Annotated in this window: 22 protein-coding genes; 6 read left to right on the plus strand and 16 right to left on the minus strand. The window is 39.9% G+C overall.

The window, feature by feature from the left end:
- Nucleotides 1–104: 104 nt before the first annotated feature.
- Both NYR17_RS08790 and NYR17_RS08795 read right to left on the minus strand, forming a co-directional pair.
- Nucleotides 105–947 carry a sulfurtransferase gene (locus tag NYR17_RS08790; protein WP_302505339.1) on the minus strand — a complete coding sequence of 281 codons (843 nt, stop codon included), beginning with the start codon at nt 945–947 and terminating at the stop codon, nt 105–107.
- 9 nt (nt 948–956) lie between these two features.
- On the minus strand, nt 957–1,586 hold the full coding sequence (locus NYR17_RS08795) for an NAD(P)H-dependent oxidoreductase (protein ID WP_302505340.1): 630 nt from the start codon (nt 1,584–1,586) through the stop codon (nt 957–959).
- Nucleotides 1,587–1,746: 160 nt separating this feature from the next.
- Between NYR17_RS08795 and NYR17_RS08800 the strand changes: the two genes are divergently transcribed.
- From NYR17_RS08800 to NYR17_RS08815, 4 genes are all read left to right on the plus strand, one after another.
- Nucleotides 1,747–2,223, plus strand: a complete 477-nt coding sequence (locus NYR17_RS08800) for a Dps family protein (RefSeq protein ID WP_302505341.1) — start codon at nt 1,747–1,749, stop codon at nt 2,221–2,223.
- 127 nt (nt 2,224–2,350) lie between these two features.
- Entirely contained in the window at nt 2,351–3,526 is a 1,176-nt protein-coding gene (gene pncB, locus NYR17_RS08805) for a nicotinate phosphoribosyltransferase (RefSeq protein WP_302505342.1), read from the plus strand.
- 3 nt (nt 3,527–3,529) lie between these two features.
- Complete coding sequence (rmuC, locus tag NYR17_RS08810) at nt 3,530–5,020, plus strand: DNA recombination protein RmuC (protein ID WP_302505343.1); 1,491 nt, start codon at nt 3,530–3,532, stop codon at nt 5,018–5,020.
- Between the two features lie 12 nt (nt 5,021–5,032).
- Nucleotides 5,033–5,833 (plus strand): TrmH family RNA methyltransferase, encoded by an 801-nt coding sequence (locus NYR17_RS08815; protein WP_302505344.1) that lies wholly within the window; start codon nt 5,033–5,035, stop codon nt 5,831–5,833.
- A gap of 51 nt (nt 5,834–5,884) precedes the next feature.
- Here NYR17_RS08815 and NYR17_RS08820 read toward each other — a convergent pair whose 3' ends face one another.
- Complete coding sequence (locus NYR17_RS08820; protein ID WP_302505345.1) at nt 5,885–6,175, minus strand: hypothetical protein; 291 nt, start codon at nt 6,173–6,175, stop codon at nt 5,885–5,887.
- A 171-nt stretch (nt 6,176–6,346) separates the two neighbouring features.
- On the opposite strand from NYR17_RS08820, the gene NYR17_RS08825 reads away from it, so the two are divergent.
- Nucleotides 6,347–7,489 (plus strand): hypothetical protein, encoded by a 1,143-nt coding sequence (locus NYR17_RS08825; protein WP_302505346.1) that lies wholly within the window; start codon nt 6,347–6,349, stop codon nt 7,487–7,489.
- Nucleotides 7,479–8,078, plus strand: coding sequence for a hypothetical protein (locus NYR17_RS08830; protein ID WP_302505347.1), 600 nt, complete (start codon nt 7,479–7,481; stop codon nt 8,076–8,078). The genes NYR17_RS08825 and NYR17_RS08830 overlap by 11 nt, the downstream gene beginning before the upstream one ends.
- Here NYR17_RS08830 and NYR17_RS08835 read toward each other — a convergent pair.
- From NYR17_RS08835 to NYR17_RS08895, 13 genes are all read right to left on the minus strand, one after another.
- Nucleotides 8,030–8,602, minus strand: a complete 573-nt coding sequence (locus NYR17_RS08835) for a 5-formyltetrahydrofolate cyclo-ligase (protein WP_302507055.1) — start codon at nt 8,600–8,602, stop codon at nt 8,030–8,032. The two genes, NYR17_RS08830 and NYR17_RS08835, sit on opposite strands and share 49 nt — an antisense overlap.
- 1 nt (nt 8,603) lies before the next feature.
- Complete coding sequence (locus NYR17_RS08840) at nt 8,604–9,194, minus strand: ATP-binding cassette domain-containing protein (protein ID WP_302505348.1); 591 nt, start codon at nt 9,192–9,194, stop codon at nt 8,604–8,606.
- Between the two features lie 28 nt (nt 9,195–9,222).
- A complete protein-coding gene (locus tag NYR17_RS08845; protein ID WP_302505349.1) occupies nt 9,223–10,173 on the minus strand; it encodes a hypothetical protein in 951 nt (316 codons plus the stop codon).
- Between the two features lie 32 nt (nt 10,174–10,205).
- Complete coding sequence (locus tag NYR17_RS08850) at nt 10,206–10,436, minus strand: ferredoxin (protein WP_302505350.1); 231 nt, start codon at nt 10,434–10,436, stop codon at nt 10,206–10,208.
- A gap of 23 nt (nt 10,437–10,459) precedes the next feature.
- Nucleotides 10,460–11,227: a subclass B1 metallo-beta-lactamase gene (bla, locus tag NYR17_RS08855; RefSeq protein ID WP_438826614.1), complete on the minus strand. Its 768-nt coding sequence runs from the start codon at nt 11,225–11,227 to the stop codon at nt 10,460–10,462.
- A gap of 153 nt (nt 11,228–11,380) precedes the next feature.
- Complete coding sequence (locus NYR17_RS08860; RefSeq protein WP_302505352.1) at nt 11,381–12,625, minus strand: peptidase U32 family protein; 1,245 nt, start codon at nt 12,623–12,625, stop codon at nt 11,381–11,383.
- A gap of 186 nt (nt 12,626–12,811) precedes the next feature.
- Nucleotides 12,812–15,100, minus strand: a complete 2,289-nt coding sequence (locus NYR17_RS08865; protein WP_302505353.1) for an NADP-dependent malic enzyme — start codon at nt 15,098–15,100, stop codon at nt 12,812–12,814.
- A gap of 19 nt (nt 15,101–15,119) precedes the next feature.
- Nucleotides 15,120–15,977 carry a BadF/BadG/BcrA/BcrD ATPase family protein gene (locus tag NYR17_RS08870; RefSeq protein WP_302505354.1) on the minus strand — a complete coding sequence of 286 codons (858 nt, stop codon included), beginning with the start codon at nt 15,975–15,977 and terminating at the stop codon, nt 15,120–15,122.
- 54 nt (nt 15,978–16,031) lie between these two features.
- A complete protein-coding gene (locus NYR17_RS08875; protein WP_302505355.1) occupies nt 16,032–16,271 on the minus strand; it encodes a hypothetical protein in 240 nt (79 codons plus the stop codon).
- Nucleotides 16,272–16,411: 140 nt separating this feature from the next.
- The gene (locus NYR17_RS08880) at nt 16,412–16,885 is read right to left on the minus strand and encodes a heme-binding domain-containing protein (RefSeq protein ID WP_302507058.1); all 474 of its coding nucleotides are present in this window, start codon (nt 16,883–16,885) and stop codon (nt 16,412–16,414) included.
- Nucleotides 16,886–16,899: 14 nt separating this feature from the next.
- Nucleotides 16,900–18,576: an Ig-like domain-containing protein gene (locus tag NYR17_RS08885; protein WP_302505356.1), complete on the minus strand. Its 1,677-nt coding sequence runs from the start codon at nt 18,574–18,576 to the stop codon at nt 16,900–16,902.
- 21 nt (nt 18,577–18,597) lie between these two features.
- Nucleotides 18,598–19,848 carry a serine hydrolase domain-containing protein gene (locus NYR17_RS08890; protein WP_302505357.1) on the minus strand — a complete coding sequence of 417 codons (1,251 nt, stop codon included), beginning with the start codon at nt 19,846–19,848 and terminating at the stop codon, nt 18,598–18,600.
- 3 nt (nt 19,849–19,851) lie between these two features.
- On the minus strand, nt 19,852–20,784 hold the full coding sequence (locus NYR17_RS08895; protein WP_302505358.1) for a 2-hydroxyacid dehydrogenase: 933 nt from the start codon (nt 20,782–20,784) through the stop codon (nt 19,852–19,854).
- Between the last annotated feature and the right edge of the window lie 26 nt (nt 20,785–20,810).

A 20,810-nucleotide genomic window follows, 5' to 3' on the forward strand; every position in this document is an offset into this window, starting at 1 on the left:
TAGCGCCTCAAAATAATGATTTATATCATATCCTTAGCAACACCGATTAACACAAGCATCTATGCCACAAGCACTTATTTTAAAACTTGATGAAAAGCCAATTGTTAAAAACGAGCTTCCTCCGTAGCGATGGGCAAATCATTTCGGCTCCACTCACTCCACGAACCCACATAGAGTTTAGGCAAAGGTAAGCCCGCCGCTGCCATCGCGAGGATGGTATGACAAGCCGTAACACCTGAGCCACAATGCACCACCGTTTGTTCTGGCAATTTTAATACCTTTTCATAGTGTTGCCTTAGCACCTCTGGCGATTGGAACTGCCCTTCTGCATTTAAATTTTCGGTAAAAGGCATATTCAGCGCATTCGGAATGTGCCCTGCGGTAAGGTCTATGGGCTCCTCTTTGCCTTGGTAGCGCTCCGCCGACCTTACATCAATAATGGTGTAATCTTTTTGAGTGTAATTTTCTTTAACCTCCTCTAAATCAGCGGTGGGCAAGAGCCAATGCGTTGCGGTGAGCTTCTGTGTGGCTTTTTGAGGCTGTTCCTCGCCTTGCACCATTGGAAATCCAGCGCGCGCCGCCGCCGATAGCCCTCCATCTAAAACCTGTACTTTTTCTAAACCTACCGCTCTAAGCATCCACCACAAGCGCGCGGTGGCATTCGCTGCATTTTTATCATCATAAACGATGATGTGCTTGCCCTGCTCTATGCCTATATTCAACAGCGTTTCTTTAAACCGCTCAATGGGTGGCAAAGGGTGCCTGCCGCCTTGCGCTGGATTTTGAGGCACCGCTGCAAGGTCTTCATTAAGGTCTAAATAAAGGGCGCCTTGTAAATGTTTTTCCAAATAATGGTCTCTGGAAGTGCCGCCACTACCTGCATCAATTAAAATATAGGAATCCGTGGGCAGTTGCTTTAACGCCTCTGCGGTAATCAGTGGGTTCATCGTAATGGATTATAAAAATTGAAAGAGTTTATCGTCAGGTTTGCGGACTTTTTTATAATGCTGAAAGGTATCGTCTTCCGCTCTATAGCCCAGCGCCAAAGTGACCGATGCAGCCTCCTTAGTCGTGTCTAATTCTAAAATTTGGTTCATTGCAGCGGCATCAAAGCCTTCCATAGGGCAAGAATCTACGCTCTCTAAGGCGGCAGCAAACATCAAATTCCCCAGAACGATGTAACTTTGCTTTTCATTCCACGACCAAAGGCTCTCTTCGGTATGGGTTTCTATATAACCTCGGATGCTTTGTCTAAACAGCTCCAGTTGTGTCATTGGGATTTCTCGCACTTGGGTAATATGCGTTAAATAGCCTTCTAAATAGCTGTCTTCTATATTTTTCTTCGTCACAATCACCACCAAATGCGAGCAAGTGCTCACCTGCGATGGGTTTTTAAAAATGGGAATCAGTCGCTGTTTTAAGGCATCAGATTCTATCACCACAATTCTATAAGGTTGTAAGCCTAAAGAGCTGGCAGAGAGTTTGCCTGCGGTGAGGATGTTGTTTAATATCGGTTGCGGTATATTGCGGTTGGTATCAAATTTTTTCACGGAATACCGCTGGCTGAGTGCTTGGTTGTAATTCATAGAGCAAATATAGTATTTTATCATATTGTCACCCCAAAATGTGATATAAAAAAAGTGTTTTCATTATAGTTTTTAACTATCGTGATTCTTTGGCACTCTCCCTTATCGCTCGTAACTTTGCCCTCAGAAAATAACGAAAAAACAAATAAAATCTATTATTATGAACAATGCAACCATCATCGGACTACAAGCTTCTGACTGCCAAAACATCGCAGAGAAACTGAATGACCTTCTCGCTAATTATTCTATATTTTATCAAAATACAAGAGGCGCCCACTGGAACATTAAAGGGGAGCAATTCTTTACGCTACACCCTAAATTTGAGGAACTTTATGACAACTTGGTTTTAAAAATTGATGAAATTGCAGAGCGTATTTTAACCCTTGGCGCTACGCCTAACCATAACTACACCGATTATCTTAAACGCTCTACCATCAAGGAAAGCCAAGAGGTGAGCGATGCCCGCAAGTGTGTAGAGAACATCCTTTCTTCATTCAAAATTGTAATTGATCTGCAAAGAGAAATTTTAGAATTGGCGGGCAACGCTGGCGATGAGGGAACCAGCTCCCAGATGAGCGACTACATTACCGAGCAAGAAAAAGAAGTGTGGATGTACAACTCTTATTTAGGACAATAATTTGAACCTCATTTTTCATATTAACCAAGGTGGAGAAAGCGTTTTTCTCTGCCTTTTTTCTTTGCCGCACCACACCGCCGCCATATGAAAAAAAAATCCTATTTTTGCTATCTAATAAAAACAGTCTATGTCTGGCACTCGTCTTAAATCCATTTTGGATAATGATTTTTATAAAATTACCATGCAAAATGCCGTGGTAAAATTATTCCCCACCGATAAAGTAAAATACGAATTTATCAACCGTGGCAAGCATTTTTTCCCTGAAGGTTTTGCGGAAGAATTACAAAAATCCGTGAACGCTATGGCGGAGCTTAAACTCACCAAAGCCGAAAAAAAATACCTCCAAGAGACCTGCCCCTATTTGGATTTACCTTATTTAGATTTTTTAGAAGGCTACCAATATGACCCTTCCGAAGTGAAAATTACCCAAACCGATACCGAGCTAAAAGTCAGCGTAGAAGGGCTTTGGTACCGCACCATTCTTTGGGAAGTGCCCTTATTAGCGCTCATTTCCGAACTCCATTATCAGATGAATAAAATGGAACGGGATTCCAACGAAGCCGTGATTCAAAACACGATAGAAAAATCCCGAAAACTCAATGAACTGGGCGTTACCTTTGCTGAATTTGGCACACGGCGACGACATTCTTATAAAGTCCACGAACTCGTGATGAAAACCCTTATCGATGAGAAAAAAGGGCAATTTATTGGCACTTCCAATGTTCATTTTGCGATGAAATTTGGCGTAAAGCCCATTGGCACCCACGCCCACGAGTGGTTTATGTTCCACGCCGCAGAATACGGCTTCAAGATGGCCAACCAGCTGGCGTTAGAGCATTGGGTAGATGTTTACCGTGGCGATTTAGGGGTGGCGCTCTCCGACACCTATACCACAGAGGTTTTCTTCCGCCAGTTTGATAAAAAATTCGCTAAGTTGTTTGATGGCGTACGCCACGATAGCGGTGATCCTATAGAATTCGCAAAAAAAACCATAGAACATTACGAAGCCTTTGGCATCAATCCGAATTTTAAATACATCATTTTCTCTGATGGCCTCAACCTTGAAAAGGTAGAAGAAATTACCAATGCCACGCGCGGCACCATCGGTATTTCGTTTGGTATTGGCACTAATCTAACTAATGATGTTGGGCTAAAACCAATGAACATCGTGATGAAACTCATTGGCGTACAAGCCCCTAACGGCGACTGGATCCCAACGGTAAAACTCTCCGATGAACGCGGTAAATACACTGGAGAACCTAAAATGATAGAACTCGCTAAAGAAGTTTTACGAATTTCATAAATAATGATGGTAAATTCTTATATTTTCATTTTTCTTATTTTAGGCATCGCCATTGGGGCGGTGGTGGTTTATTTCGTGATGAAATCAGGGCAAATCAGCCGTTCTGTGTATGATGAGCTCAATCAAAAATTTATTGCTACCGAAATTGATTTAAAAAATCAACAAGCCAAAGCGCAAGAACTCAACCAAAATTTAGAGGAGGAAAAAGCTTTGGGCACTCAAAAAATAGAGGAAATCAACCGCTTGAACCAGCATTTGGCACAACTTTCAGCACAGCAAGAAAGCCAAAGCCAACGCTTAGAAGAAGTTCAGCATCAGTTGGCGCAAAAATCTCTACACCACGAAGAAAGCCTTCAAAAAAATCAAGAATATTACGCACAAATTAGTGAACTTTTGGCTAAAAACGATGGTTTATCTCAACTATTAGCCACTCAAAAAAAGGAAATAGAGAAAATCCAAGAAGAGGCAAAACTGCAGTTTGAGAACATCGCCAATAAGATTTTGGAAGAAAAAACGGAGAAATTTACAGCCGTTAATCAAACGCACCTCAAATCCATTTTAGAGCCTTTGGGGGAAAATTTAGAAAGTTTCAAAAAACGCGTTAACGAGGTTTATGAAAACGAAAGTCGGGAGCGTTTTTCCCTCAGTAATGTCATCAAACTGATGATGGAACAGACCACCAAAGTAAGCCAAGAAGCCAATAATCTGGCTTCCGCACTCAAAGGTCAAACCAAAACGCAAGGCGACTGGGGCGAGATGATTTTGGAGCGTATTTTAGAAGATTCTGGGCTGACCAACGGCAGGGAATATGTTACGCAATACCACATCAAAACCGAAGATGGAGACACACAACGCCCTGATTTTGTGCTCAAACTCCCTGGCAAACAAATGGTGATTATTGATTCCAAGGTTTCTCTAAATGCCTATGAAAGAATGGTAAGCAGCGAAAATGAGGAAGAGAGAAAGCAGCAACTCCAACTCCACTTGCTCGCCATCAAAAATCATATTGATACTTTGGCAAAAAAACGGTATGACAATATTAAAGAATCTTTGGATTTCACAATTATGTTTGTGCCTATAGAACCCGCCTTTCTTACTGCTGTTCAGCATGATAGCCAACTTTGGAACTACGCCTACCGCAAGCATATTATTTTGCTCAGCCCTACCAATCTCATCGCTTATCTCAAACTGATTTCTGATGTTTGGAAACGCGCTGACCAAAACCAAAATGCCGAAGAAATAGCCCGTCAAGCTGGGGCTTTGTATGATAAATTTGAAGGTTTCATCAATGATTTGCTAAAAATCGGTAAGAAAATGGATGATGCCAAAAGCGATTATGAAAACGCGATGAAAAAGCTTTCCACAGGGCGCGGCAACTTGGTGAGTAGTGCTCAAAAGCTTAAAAATATGGGCGCCACTTCTAAAAAAGCACTCCCTGAAGCCTTGGTAGAACGGGCTCAAAACTCCATTGACTCAGATGAGCCATCACTCTAAATTAGACCTCTTATGCGTACGGTTATAGAAAGTTTACAAAACGAAAAAATTAAATACCTCTATCGGCTCCTTAGCGACAATCGTTTTAGAAAGAAAGAGAAAAAGCTGGTGGTAGAGGGCGTACAAGAAAATCGGCGTGCCTTAGATTTTGGCTATGAGCATACGGCATTTTACCTCTGTCCATCTATTTTTTCTGATGCTTTCGCCTTGCCCGAAAATGCAAAAATCTATGAAATTTCCGAGAAAATTTATCAAAAATTAGCTTATAGAGGTACCACGGAAGGCATTTTAGGGCTTTACCAAACGCCTTATTTTTCCTTAGCGGATTATCAACCCAGTGCCAATGCTGCTGTAATCATCGTGGAAAGCATTGAAAAACCAGGAAATTTAGGTGCTATTTTACGCAGTTGTGAAGCTTTTGGGATAGAAGCGTTGATCCTTTCTGATATTAAAATTGACCTCTACAACCCCAATGTACTGCGTTCCAGCGTGGGTTGCCTTTTTGGAATGAAAGTCTTCCAAAGCGATAATACCAGCATTTTAGATTTTCTAAAACAACATCAGTTTTCTATATTCACCACTTTTATGAGCTATGATGCACAGATGATTGATGAGAAAGATTTTACTCAAAAATCGGCATTGGTTTTTGGGACAGAGCATTCTGGTATCAGTCCTTTTTGGGAAAATCAAGGCGAGAATGTGTTAATTCCTATGACAGGCACGATTGATTCTCTTAACTTGAGTAATGCCGTTGCCATCAGTTGCTATGAAATTCTGAGACAAAAGCGTAAAAATCATCAGCAAATGACATAAAAAAACCGCTCTCAAAAAGAGAGCGGAAGAGTTCTTTAACCAAAAATTTGATTAGTGAGCAGCTTCTTCAACAGCTTCTTTAGCGTCTTTTGCAGCATCCTTAGCAGCGTCAGCAGCATCTTTAGCAGCTTCAGCAGCTTTATCAGCAACAGTTCCGATACCTTCAGCAGCTACAGTAGCAGCAGAATCAACAACAGCAGCAGCAGAATCAGCTACAGCAGCAGCAGAATCAACAACAGCAGCAGCAGTAGAATCTACACCTGTAGTTTCAGTGTTTTCAGTTTTTTTACAAGCTACAACAGCTAAAGCAGCAACAGCCGCTACGAACAATGATTTTTTCATAATGAATTAAATTTTAAATTTGTTTAATAATTACTCTGTTCTTCAATTTGAACAAGGCAAAGGTAATATTATAAATAAATTTGCAAGAGAAAATTTATTGTAATATCTTTGTAAAACCATTTTACAAAAAATGAATACTCAAAATCAAATAGTTATATCAAATTATCAATTTTGGCTGATTTAGATTTATTATACTTTGAACAACTAAAAAAGGAGGTTCAAGAGCAATTTTTAAAAGATCACACCCCATCTGAGGCAGAAATTTCTCAATGGAAAGGAATTGATATTGTCTATTTTCAGGAAGATTTAAGAAAAAAAGCCAAAGGAAACATCAGCGAAAAATCGTTTTATAACTATTTTAAAAATATCCCTGTAAGCAAGTTGCCGCGTATTGACATGCTCAATTTACTCTCTGCCTATGCGGGATACGCGTCTTGGTATGACTTTAAGAAAAACCATCCTCACATCAGCGAATTGCTTTTAATGGAAGCAGCTCAATTAGAAGCCTCGCCTTCGGAGTCAGAGGACATTCATATAGAAGAAGGTTTTATCAAAAAAGAGGTTTTATCTCCAGAAAAAAATGAGGACAAAAAACTAATTTTACAAAATAGCAATACTGATAACGAATATGTTAAGCAAAATACACCTTCTAAAAACACTACGAATAAAAAAGAAAAAAAACGATTTTTCAACCGTTCTTATGCTTGGATGGCGATTTTAATCTTGATTGGTGTAGTATCTGGCGCTATTTTCCTCATTACCAATCTATTTTCCACTAAAAATTATGCTTTTAGGTTTATTGATGCCGACAGAAATACCAGCATCAATGATTTCTTAGATGTTAAAATCCTTATTGAGGGCGAATCGCCTATTCTACAAAAGGTAAAACCGAATGATATTCTAACTTATACCACCAAATCTAAAACTTTGGCTATGGTGATTTCCTCTCCTTACTATAAAACGGATACCATTTATCGGAATTTGGAGCACGCACCTACTTATCCACAATACGAGACCATACAGCTGAAGCCCGATGATTACGCGATTATGCTGAATTATTATTCCAAAAAATCAGATGTAGATGTCAATAAAAAAAGGGAACGCCTCAACCGATTGATTAGCGATCAGGCGTTAATTTACCAAGTTTTTGATAATGAAACTTATGGTGTAGAAATTATTGATAAAGAGCGCTACATTACCCTGATGACCACGCCTACCACATCGCTAAAAAATCTGCAAATGATTAATACTCAGATGAAAAATGGAAAAATAGTGATGATTAAATTTAGAATTACAACCCAAAATGACCAATAAAGCCATGAAACCGAACCTATGCCTTCTTTATATTTTAAGTTTTCTATTGAGTTGGTCTTGTACGCCCAAAGAAAAAACGCCCAACATCAGCGATTTAGAAAAATTGAGAAATAGTAGCAATAAAAACTTTTATCCTGTTAATCAGATGGATAGCACACAAGCCATCCACGCCATTACCACGCAAAAAGTACAGGAAGTTTTAGACCTATCCACACTCTACCTCTCTGGCAATAGAGACACCGAGATTGATTCCACGATTTATAAACAATTATTGAAATATTTTGAGGCACCTGATAGTCTAACATTAAAACCGTTATTCACTGAAATAGAGAGTCTTAAAGTAAAAAATATTAAAGTCTACGAGCTTAATATTACGCAAATGCCGTATCAAAAAGACACCCTTAATAATGCACAATTTAAGGTAGAATATTTTGATCGATTTAATAAAACGATGGGCATACACGAGAAAAATGCGCAATATATTCTAAAAGCTGCGCCTGAAAAATTCAAAAAAGAATTTAAGTTTTATTTTCTGAATTTCTACACTGCCCCGCCAAAAGACAGCACTTCCGTAGGTGTGATTAAATAATCCAGAGGGATGTCTTCATGCCATACATCTTCTATCGCCTCCGAAGGTGGGAAATAATTAACGCCAATTTTCTTGGTCGTTGGGGGAACTTTTTGGAACAATCTATCATAAAAACCTTTGCCATACCCTACCCTATTCCCTTGATCATCACAATATAACAAAGGCGTAATAACATAATCAAAATTGATAATACCCGAATCTTGTTGCGAGAGTGGCTCTCGTATTCCCCATTTATTTTTTTGCAAAATCGTATCTGGCGTTAGCTCTATCGCGATTAAAGCTTCCTGAACCATCTTAGGCACAAACACCCGAATATGATGCTGAAAACAATAATCTATTAACGGTTGTGTTTCTATTTCTGCAAATTTATCTATGGGTAAAAAACAATGAACACACTGATTTTCAATAGGGTTAAATTGTAAAATAAAATTTTCTACAATTTTTTGAGATGCCCAAAGTCGCTCTTTTGGAGAAAGCGTTCGGCGTTGCTCTAAATAATAAGTTCTGAGTTCCGATTTTTTCATATTAGAATGAAAAATATGATAATTGGTTAAACGCTTCTTTTGAATAAATACTTTCAAAATGGCCATTTTTAAGGATAGCTACCGCGTCACAAGTATGAAACAGAGTTTCCACAATATGGGAACTCATCAAAATCAATTTGCCTTTTTGCTTTTGCTCCTTTATCATTTCATAAATATGATGAACGCCCTCAAAATCAACGCCATTAAAAGGTTCATCTAAAATAATCACGGGTTGATTTAGAGCTAATATTCCAAGTAATGCCAATTTTTTCTTCATCCCTGTGGAATACTCTTGAACATACCTTTTGAGCGGCAATTGAAAGCTATTTAACCACTTTTGTAACTCATTTTCAGGAGTAAAGAAAAAATAAGACAAATACTCTTCTCCCGTAATATATGGATAAAAATAATGTTCCGTTTCCAAATATGCCACCTCAGATTTTCTTAAATTTTGATTTTTCCAAAGAATTTGCCCTTGATATTGAATATTTTGATAAATCGCTTCAAACAAAGTGGTTTTTCCTGCCCCATTCTTACCCAAAATCCCGATGACCTGACCAGCCTCGGCGGTAAGTTCAAGGTTACTGAGCACCTTTTTATCTTTAAATTGGACAGATAAATCACGAATTTCCAACATAATTTGTAATATTTTTTTGACCTTGCTTATAATTGTTGAAGATACGCCAAATCGCAGGAATTATTGTTATTGTATAAATAAAATAAACCAATGATACACTAACATCAAAATGATTTTCAGATTTTTTGCTATGATATTCACTGTATTTTCTGGTTAAAAATAATAAAAAATAGAGATTAGCAAAAGTAAAATACCACAAGATATACTCCGAACGGTAAAAATTGAATATCAGAAAAATAATAGCGACAGGTAACAATAATACATTGAAAAACAAAGCGTTATATCGTATTTTTTGGCGTAAAGAAATGCGTTTAAAATAAGCGATTAATATTTCTTTATTTTCATTTTTTATAAAAATAACGCCTAAAAAATCACGAATCAATAATCCTCCTAACACCAATGATGATACATGATATGCAGAACTGAGCAAAAGTAAATAAATCACGAAAAAACCAATTGGATTTTGCCTTAGCACTGTCCGCCATTCAAAAAGCGAATTCGGAATAAAACGCCAATGCCATAAAGCGTATGACTTAGGTTTGGGATGCCAAAAACTTAGCAATAACAATGGAACAGAAGTCAATAATGCACCGCTATCTAATTGATAATGAATGTTAAGCATCAATAATACTAAATAAAGTAAAACATTTTCAAGCCCAATAATCCACCGCCAAGCACTGCCAAATACTTTCTTTAAAAACAAAATATCTTTTCGCCTAAAATGAAATAAAATTACAATGCTCAAACACAACAAAGGGTAAAGGTCATCGGGAATTTTGAACATCATTAAACCAGCGAGTAATAACACCGCCGCTACACTCTGCCGAGGATTAAAATTAAAAATTCTTAGCCCTTGGTTTAGTCTAAAATAAAAATGATGAAAATACAGCTTCAATAAATAATCAAAAAAAATAGTTAAAATACTAAAAGTCAATACTCTTTATTTATAAAACGAATTTTTAGCCTTTATATTTCCTTCACGGAGATGATGTTCACAGGGCAAGCTTTGGCGGCTTTTTCGCAAGGCTCAAAAGCATCAGGAATAGGTGTTTTAAAAGTATGAAAACCCTTTTTATCCTTAGATTTTAGCAATACCGATTTTCCATCTTTTTTAGACATACGGAAAAACTCTGGCGCAAACTCCGCACAATAGTTGCAACCGATGCATTTATCTCTCTGTAAGGTTATGATGACCATCGCTTCGTTTTATATCAATATCATTATGGTTTGAAAAGTTGCGCCGTGTAGTCCAATAGCGCTTTGCCCCCTATTTTGCCATGTCCGGGCACCACAATTTTCGCTTCTGGATAGGCGCGTTTCACTTTTTGAATGGTTGCCGACCATTTTTGGGGAAAAGCATCGGACAGGTTGCCTTTGCCAGCGCCCAATTCCTTTACCAAACAGCCGCCAAACAACACTTGATCTTTGGGAAAATACACCACCACATTATCTTCCGTGTGCCCTTCTCCATAATACCCAATCCGAATTTTTTCACCACCCAAATCCCAAGTTGAATCTACACTTGAAAAACCGGTAAGAATCTGCACATTTTGGTGTTTTTTAGCCAAATCTCGGGTTTTATAATAAGCGGCAGACATCACTGCATTCCGATGAAACGCTGGTAATCCGCCCAAATTATCATCGTGAAAATGCGTCGGCACCACCCATTTTATTTCGGCTTTCAGTTCGTTTTTAATCCAATGGATTAAAGCTTCCGAAGAGGCTTCATCTGTGGGCGTATCAAAAACCATCGCTTCTCGTTGATGTCTGACAATCATACCATTACAAGGCACTTTTCCCCATTGCTGGGTGGCTAAATAAGACGTATGGACAAAAGTATCAGGCGCAATCTGAACCACCTTTAAATCCTCAGATTGATACACCGTTTTAGGGAAATCATGCCCTCCAAAAGACTGAGATTGACACGCCGCCAAACTCATCCAAAAGCATAAATAAAAAAATAATGGTTTAAAATTCTTTTTCAGCATAAATAATGGTTTAAAATTCTTTTTCAGCATAAATAATGGTTTAAAATTCTTTTTCAGCATAAATAATGGTTTAAAATTCTTTTTCAGCATAAATAATGGTTTAAAATTCTTTTTCAGCATAAATAATGGTTTAAAATTCTTTTTCAGCATAAATCAAGCCTTCACTACTTTATAAAGTTTATCACTCGGGCGCACCCTAAAACCGGTTTTAAAAGTAATCACATCAGCCTTTGTAGCTTTTTCTTTCATTCCCTGCCCATCAATCATCATTTCGGTAATCTCCATTTCCTGAGACCCTGTTGTAGGCCCTTGTATTAGAACCTTATCCCCTACGCTTAAATCATATGCTTCTATTAAAAACTCAGCAATATTAGATTTTGGATAAAAGTGTCTCCCTTTACCTATATACACTTTCTTCTGTGTAGCGTTAGAACCTGGATTTGGAGACCATTCGCCTAACTCTTGTCCTAGATAGTAACCGCTCCAGAAGCCTCTATTATAGACAGTTTCTAGCAGTTTCATCCACTCTGCCACTTTTTCTTGGGTAAAAGTTCCCTCTGCAATACTGTCTATGGCCTCACGATAGCATTTAGTTACCGTAGCCACATATTCTGGTGCACGCCCCCTTCCTTCTATTTTTAACACCTTTACCCCTGCATCTACAATTTGATCTAAAAAATTAATCGTACACAGGTCTTTTGGTGACATCATATATTCATTATCTAACTCTATCTCAAAGCCAGATTCTTGGTCTATTACGGTATATTTCTTTCTACAATTCTGTTTGCATGCCCCTCTATTAGCAGAAGAGTTATGAGAGTGTAAGCTCAAATAACACTTACCTGATACTGCCATACATAATGCACCATGCCCAAATATTTCTATCTCTACTAAATTACCAGAGGGACCTTTAATCTGTTCTTTTTCTATTTGTGTACAAATCTTCTTTATTTGATTAATACTCAGCTCGCGGCTCATCACCATAGTATCAGCAAATAGTGCATAGAACTTCACAGTCTCTATATTAGTAATATTTATTTGAGTAGAGATATGAACCTCCATACCTATCTGCCGAGCATAGGCAATCACCGCCTGATCCATTGCAATCACTGCGGTTAGGTCTGCTTCTTTGGCTCTGTCAAGTAAAGTTTTGATGATGGAAAGATCGTGATCATAGATAATGGTATTGAGGGTTAAATAAGTTCTAACTCCTTTTTCCTTGCATCTACGGCTAATCTCTGGGAGATCATCAATGGTAAAATTCATAGAAGCACGAGCTCTCATATTAAGCTGTTCTACACCAAAATATACCGAGTCTGCACCGTTATCTATAGCGGCTTGTAGGGCTGTAAAATCCCCCGCAGGACACATGAGTTCTATTTTTCCTGTTTTTGTCATAAGAATATTCTCAAAAAAATTTTTGCAAAGATAAGAATTAAAAAACTATTGGCGATGCTCCACTAACACTCAGATTAAGAGCAAAATAAAAAGCATCTTTCATCTCAATATCAATAGAATTAAGGCGTGTTTCCTCAATCATCTACATCAAAATGAAAGATGCTTTTTTAAATGATCCTCTTCCTCTTACTCTCCTTTTTCTCGGCGCTGCGCATCTAACACCGCAATGGTTGCCAAATTGACAATCTCATCTACGCTGGAGCGCATTTGGAGGACATGCACAGGTTGCTTCAAGCCCATTAAAATAGGTCCAATGGTCTGTGCCACACGCATTCCTCTAATAATTTTATAGGAAATATTAGCCGATTCCAAATTAGGGAAGATGAAGACATTGGCTGGCGTGGTGCCCAACTTAGAGAATGGATAATCCGCCAAATGGTCGGCATTCATCGCGAAGTCGGGTTGAATTTCGCCGTCTACAATCATCTTAGGGTATTTTTCGTGGAGCACTCTCACAGCTTTCGCCATTTTCTGCGAAGGCTCGGCATTGTCAGAGAAATTTTCATAAGAAAGCATCGCTATTCTTGGTTGTATCGCAAAGCTCTTAACGGTCAGCTCCGACATCCTCGCGATATTCACCAAATCCTCCACGCTTGGGTTTTTATTGATGGAAGTATCTGCAAAGAAACGCGGTTTTTTCCCTGTTAAAATCATCATCATAGAAGCCACTTTATCCACGCCTGGTTCTTTCTCTATGACCTCTAACACGGGTTTTAGCACCGATGAATAATTTTTAGAAAAACCAACAATCAGGGCATCAGTATCGCCGTGTTTGAGCATCAGTGGACCGAAATAATCCCTCAGCCTTACGAAACGCTTGGCTTTATATTCATTGATGCCCTTGCGGTTTCTCAACTTCCAGAGGGTTTCTCTGTATTCTTTTCTTTTCGCTTTTTGGTCATCATCATTAGGGTCTACAATTTTGAGGTCTAACTCAATGCCGAACTCCTTCATTTTTTCTTTAATCAAGGCTTTGTCGCCCAAAAGAATTGGCTCTGCAATGCCTTCTTCGTATAAAATCTGGGCAGCTTTAATCACATTATACTCCTCGCCGTTGCCCAATGCTACGCGTTTTGGATTAGAGCGCGCACGGTTTTGCATCATTCTGATGAGTTTATCATCTTTGCCCATTCTATCCAACAAATGGTTTTCATAAGCCTCAAAATCATCAATGGTTTTTCTGGCAATACCGCTTTCTATCGCTGCCTTGGCTACCGCCACTGACACTTTGGTTATCAAGCGATTATCAAAAGGTTTTGGGATAAAATAATCTCTACCGAAACTCAAGCCTTTAAGGTTGTACGCCAATACTACGGCTTCTGGCACGGGTTCTTTCGCCAAATCTGCAATGGCACGAACGGCTGCCAACTTCATCGCCTCGTTAATGCCTCGGGCTTGAACATCTAACGCGCCTCGGAAAATGTACGGAAAGCCCAACACATTGTTCACCTGATTAGGGAAATCACTGCGCCCTGTCGCCATAATCACATCCTCTCTGGTAGCTTTTGCCAAGTTGTAATCTATCTCTGGTGTAGGGTTTGCCAAGCCAAATACAATCGGATTTTCTGCCATAGACTGGAGCATTTCTGCCGTCATCACATCGCCTTTTGAAAGCCCTACAAAGACATCAGCACCTTCTAAAGCTTGTGCTAAAGTTTCCAAATCGGTTTGTGCTACGAAATCCAATTTCTCTGGCGTTAGGTTGGTTCTCTTATGGTTGATCACGCCCTTGCTATCGCACATTAGGATGTTTTCCTTTTTGAGCCCGAGCTCCATATAAAGCTTGGTACACGCAATGGCTGCCGCCCCAGCACCATTCACCACCAATTTAACTTGGTCTATCTTCTTCCCTGCCAGCTCTAACGCGTTGAGAAGCGCTGCTGCAGAAATAATCGCAGTACCGTGCTGGTCATCGTGCATCAGTGGAATGTCCAATTCTTCTTTTAGGCGTTGCTCAATATAAAAAGCCTCCGGCGCTTTAATATCCTCTAAATTGATACCGCCAAAAGTAGGCGCTATCGCTTTTACGATTTCTATAAATTTATCAGGGTCTTTCTCATTGACTTCTATATCAAATACATTGATATCTGCAAAAATTTTAAACAAAAGCCCTTTTCCTTCCATTACGGGTTTAGAAGCCTCAGCACCAATATCGCCTAAGCCTAAAACGGCGGTACCATTGGAAATCACGGCAACCAAATTGCTCTTTCCTGTGTATTCATACGCCATTGCAGGGTTTTTCTCTATTTCTAAACAAGGCTCTGCAACGCCTGGGGAATAAGCCAAACTTAAATCCCGCTGCGAAGAATGGGGCTTAGATGGGATGACTTCTATCTTGCCTTTGGGCTCCGCTCTGTGGTAATCTAAAGCGGCTTTTTTAAAATTCTTTTCGTCTCTGTTCGTGTTACTCGGCATATTATTTTGTGTGTTTTAATTAAAGGTTAAGAATGTATTTTTTATGATAATTGACTAAACTTTCTATCGGTTTTTGCACGATGAACCCTACTTTAAGGTTGAGTTCTGCCGCTGCTGCACGGAGGATATCCTCATACACAAACGCAATAGAGCCTATAAAATTGATTTCTGCCTCTTTGGCTTCGGGGTAAGGGAGCACTTGATAATCAAAAAAGTTTTTCATCTCATCAAACACCATATTTTGGAAATAAGGGTGCTTTTTTCTCTCTACAATAAATTTATTAAAGTCCGCCAAATACGCATTAGCCCGTGGATTATGGTACATATTGGTAATGGCATCTTCTATGGTCAAATGGTAGGTATTTACAAAATCTTGGTGTAAATCGGCAGGGAGTTTTTTCATAAAAAAGCGCCTGAGCAAGTGTTTTCCCAAGGCATTGCCACTGCCCTCATCTCCGATTAAAAAACCCAACGATGGGAGGTCTCTGCGGACGGTTTTGCCATCAAAGTAGCAAGCGTTAGACCCAGTTCCCAAAATGCAAACTATGGCTGGATTGCCTCTATATCCCGCATAAGCCGCAGCTGTAAGGTCTTCGTGCACTGTAATTTCGGCATTGGGGAATACCTTCTGCATTTGTTGTTCTACAATGGCTTTATTCTCTGCAATACCACAGCCCGAGCCATAGAAAAAGAGTTGAGAAATCTCGGATTGGTGCGTTTTTAGGGCTTGATTTTTGTCAATTTCCAACGGAATTAAATGGGCATCTGTAATATTAGGATTAAACCCAATGGTTTCCGTTTTCAGTAGGCTTTTGCCGCTGTTGTCCAGCACAATCCAATCACATTTGGTAGAACCACCATCCACTATTGCTATCATAAAAACGAATTTAATTCGCTAAAATAGCAATTAAAAATCAATACCGCTTTATTTTTAAGTAGAAAAATGCAGCCAGTCTTCTATTTCTGCCTTTAAACAAGCGACTTGAAGTTTTAAAGCTTCTAAAAAAACATCGGGTAAGTCTGTATTTTCGGTGGTTTCTAAAACGGCTAATTCTTCACAAAAGGTACAATATTCCGAAAAGACCCGTCTAAAACGAGGGCTTTGCTCTACCAATTGGTCTATTTCGGATTGATAGTCCGAAAACTGAGGGGTGCTAAGAAAGTTTTTCATATCAATTGGGATTTATGTGGTGTAATCTTTTGTGTTTCAAGTGATAAAGTTAAACATTTTTTCGGAATACACAATTGATTAGGTGGGAATTTTAAAATGATGACATCCCAAAACCTCAAATCCCTCTTAGATCGAATTTCTCACTGAGAGCTGCCTGGCAATAGCGCCGCCTCTGATAATTGCTGAAAATAATCAATCAGCGCTTGGCGTTCCTTGGCGGAGAGTTTTGCTTCTGGATGCTGGGCTACATAGCCTGGCAGCGGCATATCTGAACGCTGCAAAGTTTCCACCGCGTGCTCCAAAGCGCCTTTTTTAAGGTATTCATTATAAGTGCCCCAAATGGAAAAATTAAGGTGCGCTCTGCCCTCGTTAATATGATGCTTCACCACCCAAGAAACTGGTGCTACATAAGCATAGCGAGGATAATGCGTCTCGTAGGAATGGCAATCATAACAGGATTTTTTGAGAAGAATCTCAATCTGGCTGGGCGTTTGCATCACTTTCACAAAATCCACTTTTGCATCTACTGGCGGATTGGTTCTATCTATTGGAATCAGTTGGATCAAGCCAAAGCCTAAAAGAATCCATAGGCTGATTTTGAGTATCTTTTTCATCATTGATTTTAATTTTAAGGGGCTGTTTCTAAAGTTTTGGGCGTTGATGGCTCGGTATTTTCTAAAGCCTCGGAAGCCATTGTGATGTTCCAATCCTCCACCAAATCCCACATTGGGCGGACTTCTATTTTTTTCGGAAATAAGTAATAACCTTCCGCCAAAGTATTGGTGTAGAGATTGGCAGTATCCCAAATGCCGTTTTCGTTATTATCCACCAATATTTGCAGGCGGTAAGTTCCTGGCTTCAACGATGAAAATTTAATTTCCTGCTGGTGTGTTTTTTGCGAAGCCGCCACTTTATTCTGTTGGTCTAAAAGCTGGATCCAAAAGCTGGCAGGTGGCAGTGCCGAAAGTCGCACCATAAAAGAGCCATAATTCTGCGGCTTTCCTATTTCAAAATCAAATGCGTAGGCTTTTTCATTGGTGATATAGAAAGAAGATACCGTGGTTTTAGGAATGAGGAGGCGGTATTTTTTATCCACTTCGTAGGGGGCTTTAACCTCTATCTGATAAGGATTTTTTTCGGAAATCTGCGCATCAAAAGCCAACACCTGCGTGCTATCCGCTTTCAGCTGCCAATTTTCGGTTTTTAGAGCGTTGAGGTAAGCATTGGCGGTAATCCTTAGTGGTTGTTCTGGTGCCAACACAGCGCCACCATCATTCTGAAGCGCCAAAGCATTCTCTTGCTCATTGGGTTTATAGAAAATCTGCACCGTATCTTGCTTAGTGCCAATATCGTAGCTCCATTTCAGCAAAGTCCCTTTGTCGCTCAATTGCTCCTGTTGAGGATCCAGCCAAATCCGCACGGAATCAGAATAAGGTTGATGCGTCACTTGGTAAGATTTCAATTGTGATGAAACCTCTGCCACTTTCACCTCCTTAGGTTGCCCTTCAAAAAGCATCAAAAGCCCACCTGTGGCAGGTTTCAGCTCTTTATACGCCAATTGAGGTCTCGCAGGGTAGAGCGACAAATCTAACCCAGAAATGCGCTGTTGCAAATCAATATCATCTTTTAAGAAGCCCACCGCTTCCTTGCCTTCATCATACACAGAATTGCCGTTTTCATCATTAAACGCGATGAGTTTATAACGCCCATGCGCCAAATAATCCAGCTCAAAATAACCATCTTGGTCTGCCTTGGTCAGATAATATGGTTTTTGCCGATAGTTGAGGCTGTCCTGAGCTTGGTAAAGTCCTAAAACAATATTCGTGTCTTTGCCGCTTGTGGTAGAGGCTTGCGGCAATGCCAACTGAGCCGTACCGCTGATGTAGAGGCTGTCCAACTTAGCCCCCGTAGAAAATGCAAAATTGAAATAAGGCAAAACATTGCCCTCGTTATAGTCCGTGATGGCGGTTCCAAAATTGAAATTATAAGTGGTATTGGCTTGCAGCGTATCTCCCCACTCGATTAAAATATAACGATTGGCCAAATTAGACGGTATAATTTTTTTGATATTCTTAATCGGTGGCGATATCACCAATTGTTTTTGAATATTTTTGAGGTTCACATATTCATCAAAATCCAAGCGCAAAGTTTTAAGTTGCGTGGATACATTAACCCTCGGGCTGTCTATATTAGCGCCTAAAAATCTGGGGGGAATGGTATCCTTAGCGCCACCAGCGGGCGTTCCCACTCGGGCACAAGACCAAAGTAAAAACTGCGCAATGAAGATTAAAAGGAATTTTTTCATAAGGTACAAAAGGTATTATCGTTAAGGTTGAGCCTCTGTGGCTGTGCTGTCTTGTGGCGGCGTTTGCAAGGCTTTGGTTAGTGTTTCTACTTCCATTGGAAAATCCTCAAACCACCCCGATAGCGCTACCGCAGAATAAACGCTTCGCGAATATTTATTCCCAATGGCAATGATGCTCACTTTGGATTTCGGCAAATGCACAAACACCGAATTAGAGCCGTGCCACCAGCCGTTGTGATAAGTCAGCACTTCGCCGTTATCAAAAATTTTCATCCGAATGCCCAAGCCATAATTATTGATGCCTTTTTTCTCATTGCTATAAGGCGTAAAAACTTGCTTCATCAGCTCTGGAGAAAGGAAATCGGGCGCAAACATCGCTTTAGAAAATCGGAATAAATCCCGTGGTGTGGTGTAGACATTTTTATCGCCATAGATTAAATCTAACACATTAAGCGGATATAATTTATTGTCTCTATAATAAAACGATTGTGCCGCCGTGCTGATGTCTTTCTCTTGAAAAATAAAAGTATGCGCCATTCCCAAAGGTTCAAAAAGCATCTCCCGCATTGCCGTAGGGAAATCTTTTTTAGTCACTTGCTCCACCACCAGCGCCAATAGTGCATAATTGGTATTACAATACATAAACCCCGTATTGGCAGGACGCGCCATAGGCGGTTGGTATTTAATCAAAAGGTTGAGAATATCCTGATTGGAGAGAAAATTTTGGTTCAGTTCCGCAGGGGCAGGCTTGATTTGTTCTAAAAAATACTCGTATTTGGGGAGCCCGCTCCGCTGGTTGAGGAGGTGCTGTATTTCCACCTCTGGATAAGGAAATTGGGGGAAGAAATCGGTGAGTTTTTGGTTCAGTTTTATCTTTTTAGCCTCCACCAGTTTGAGCACCACCATCGCCGTCATCACCTTTGAAACCGAGGCAATGTGCATCGGGGTATTTTCATTGATGGGCATTTGCTGGTTCTCACGCCCAAAGCCTCGGTATCTTTCTAATAAAATATGGTCGCCTTTGGCAACTAAAATGCCACCGCTCAAATCGCCGCCCTCCCAAATGGTTCGGTAATAATCCTCTAAATTGAGTTTGAGGAGCGCCTCATTCTCCACCACACCATCGGCTTTGCTAAAAATATGGTCTAAATGGACATTAGAAAAATTGGGCAAGTTGGTTTTAGGCTGTGCTGGCTGAACAGACTCCTTGCCCCCCGAACACGAGAGCAAAAACCAACCCAACAAAACCACAATACTGTACCCTATTTTCATCTGTTAAGCTTTAAATTGTGCTAAAATTTTATCTACTATCACTTGCGCTAATTTGATTTTACTCTCGTGCGTCCACCCTGCAATATGAGGCGTTACAATCACCTTTTCGGAATTGAGAAGGTATTCCAAATCTTGATTCTGATGTTCTAAACGCTCAAAAGAGGCTTTTTCGTATTCCAAAACATCTAAGGCGGCACCTTTTATTTTGCCTTGTTTTAGCGCTTGCACCACATCTGCGGTGATGATATTTTTGCCCCTCGCAGTGTTGATGAGGTAAAACGGCTTTCTCATCTTTGAGATAAAATCGGCATCTAGCCAACCCAAAGTATCTTCAGCCAAAGGCAAATGAAGGCTCACAATATCTGCCTGTTCTTGCAAGGTTTCTAAACTGACTTGCGTGGCATAATCATCGGAAAGATTGGGCTTTATATCGTGGAAAATCACACGGCAGCCAAAACCTTGTAACCGCCTTGCCAAAGCTTTACCCATATAACCATAGCCGATGAGTCCCACGGTTTTGTCCTTGATCTCTTCGCCTCGGTTTTCTTCTCGCTTCCAGATGCCGCGCTTTACCTCATTGGAGGAAATAATCAAGCGGTTCATCAGCAATAGTAACATCCCCAGCGCTTGCTCTGCCACGGCATCTCTGTTGCCCTCGGGGGAGTTGATGAGCGTTATCCCTAACGCCTCGGCTTTTTGGACATCTATATTTTCCATACCTGCGCCCACCCTTGCAATAAATTTTAAATGCGAGGCTTGGTTCAGAAAATGGGCATCAATGGGGATTCTACTTCTTAAAATGATGCCATCATAATTTTTAATCTTCTGCAAAATTGCCTCTGCATTGGAGGTCAGGTCTTCATCTACCTGCATACCTGCGGCGGTCAGCTGCGTTTGGATTAAAGGATGATTGTGGTCTAATTGGAGAATTCTCATAGCACGATTTATCTTCTCAACCTGCA

It is taken from the genome of Riemerella columbina (genome assembly GCF_030517065.1).
GTDB lineage: Bacteria > Bacteroidota > Bacteroidia > Flavobacteriales > Weeksellaceae > Riemerella > Riemerella columbina_A.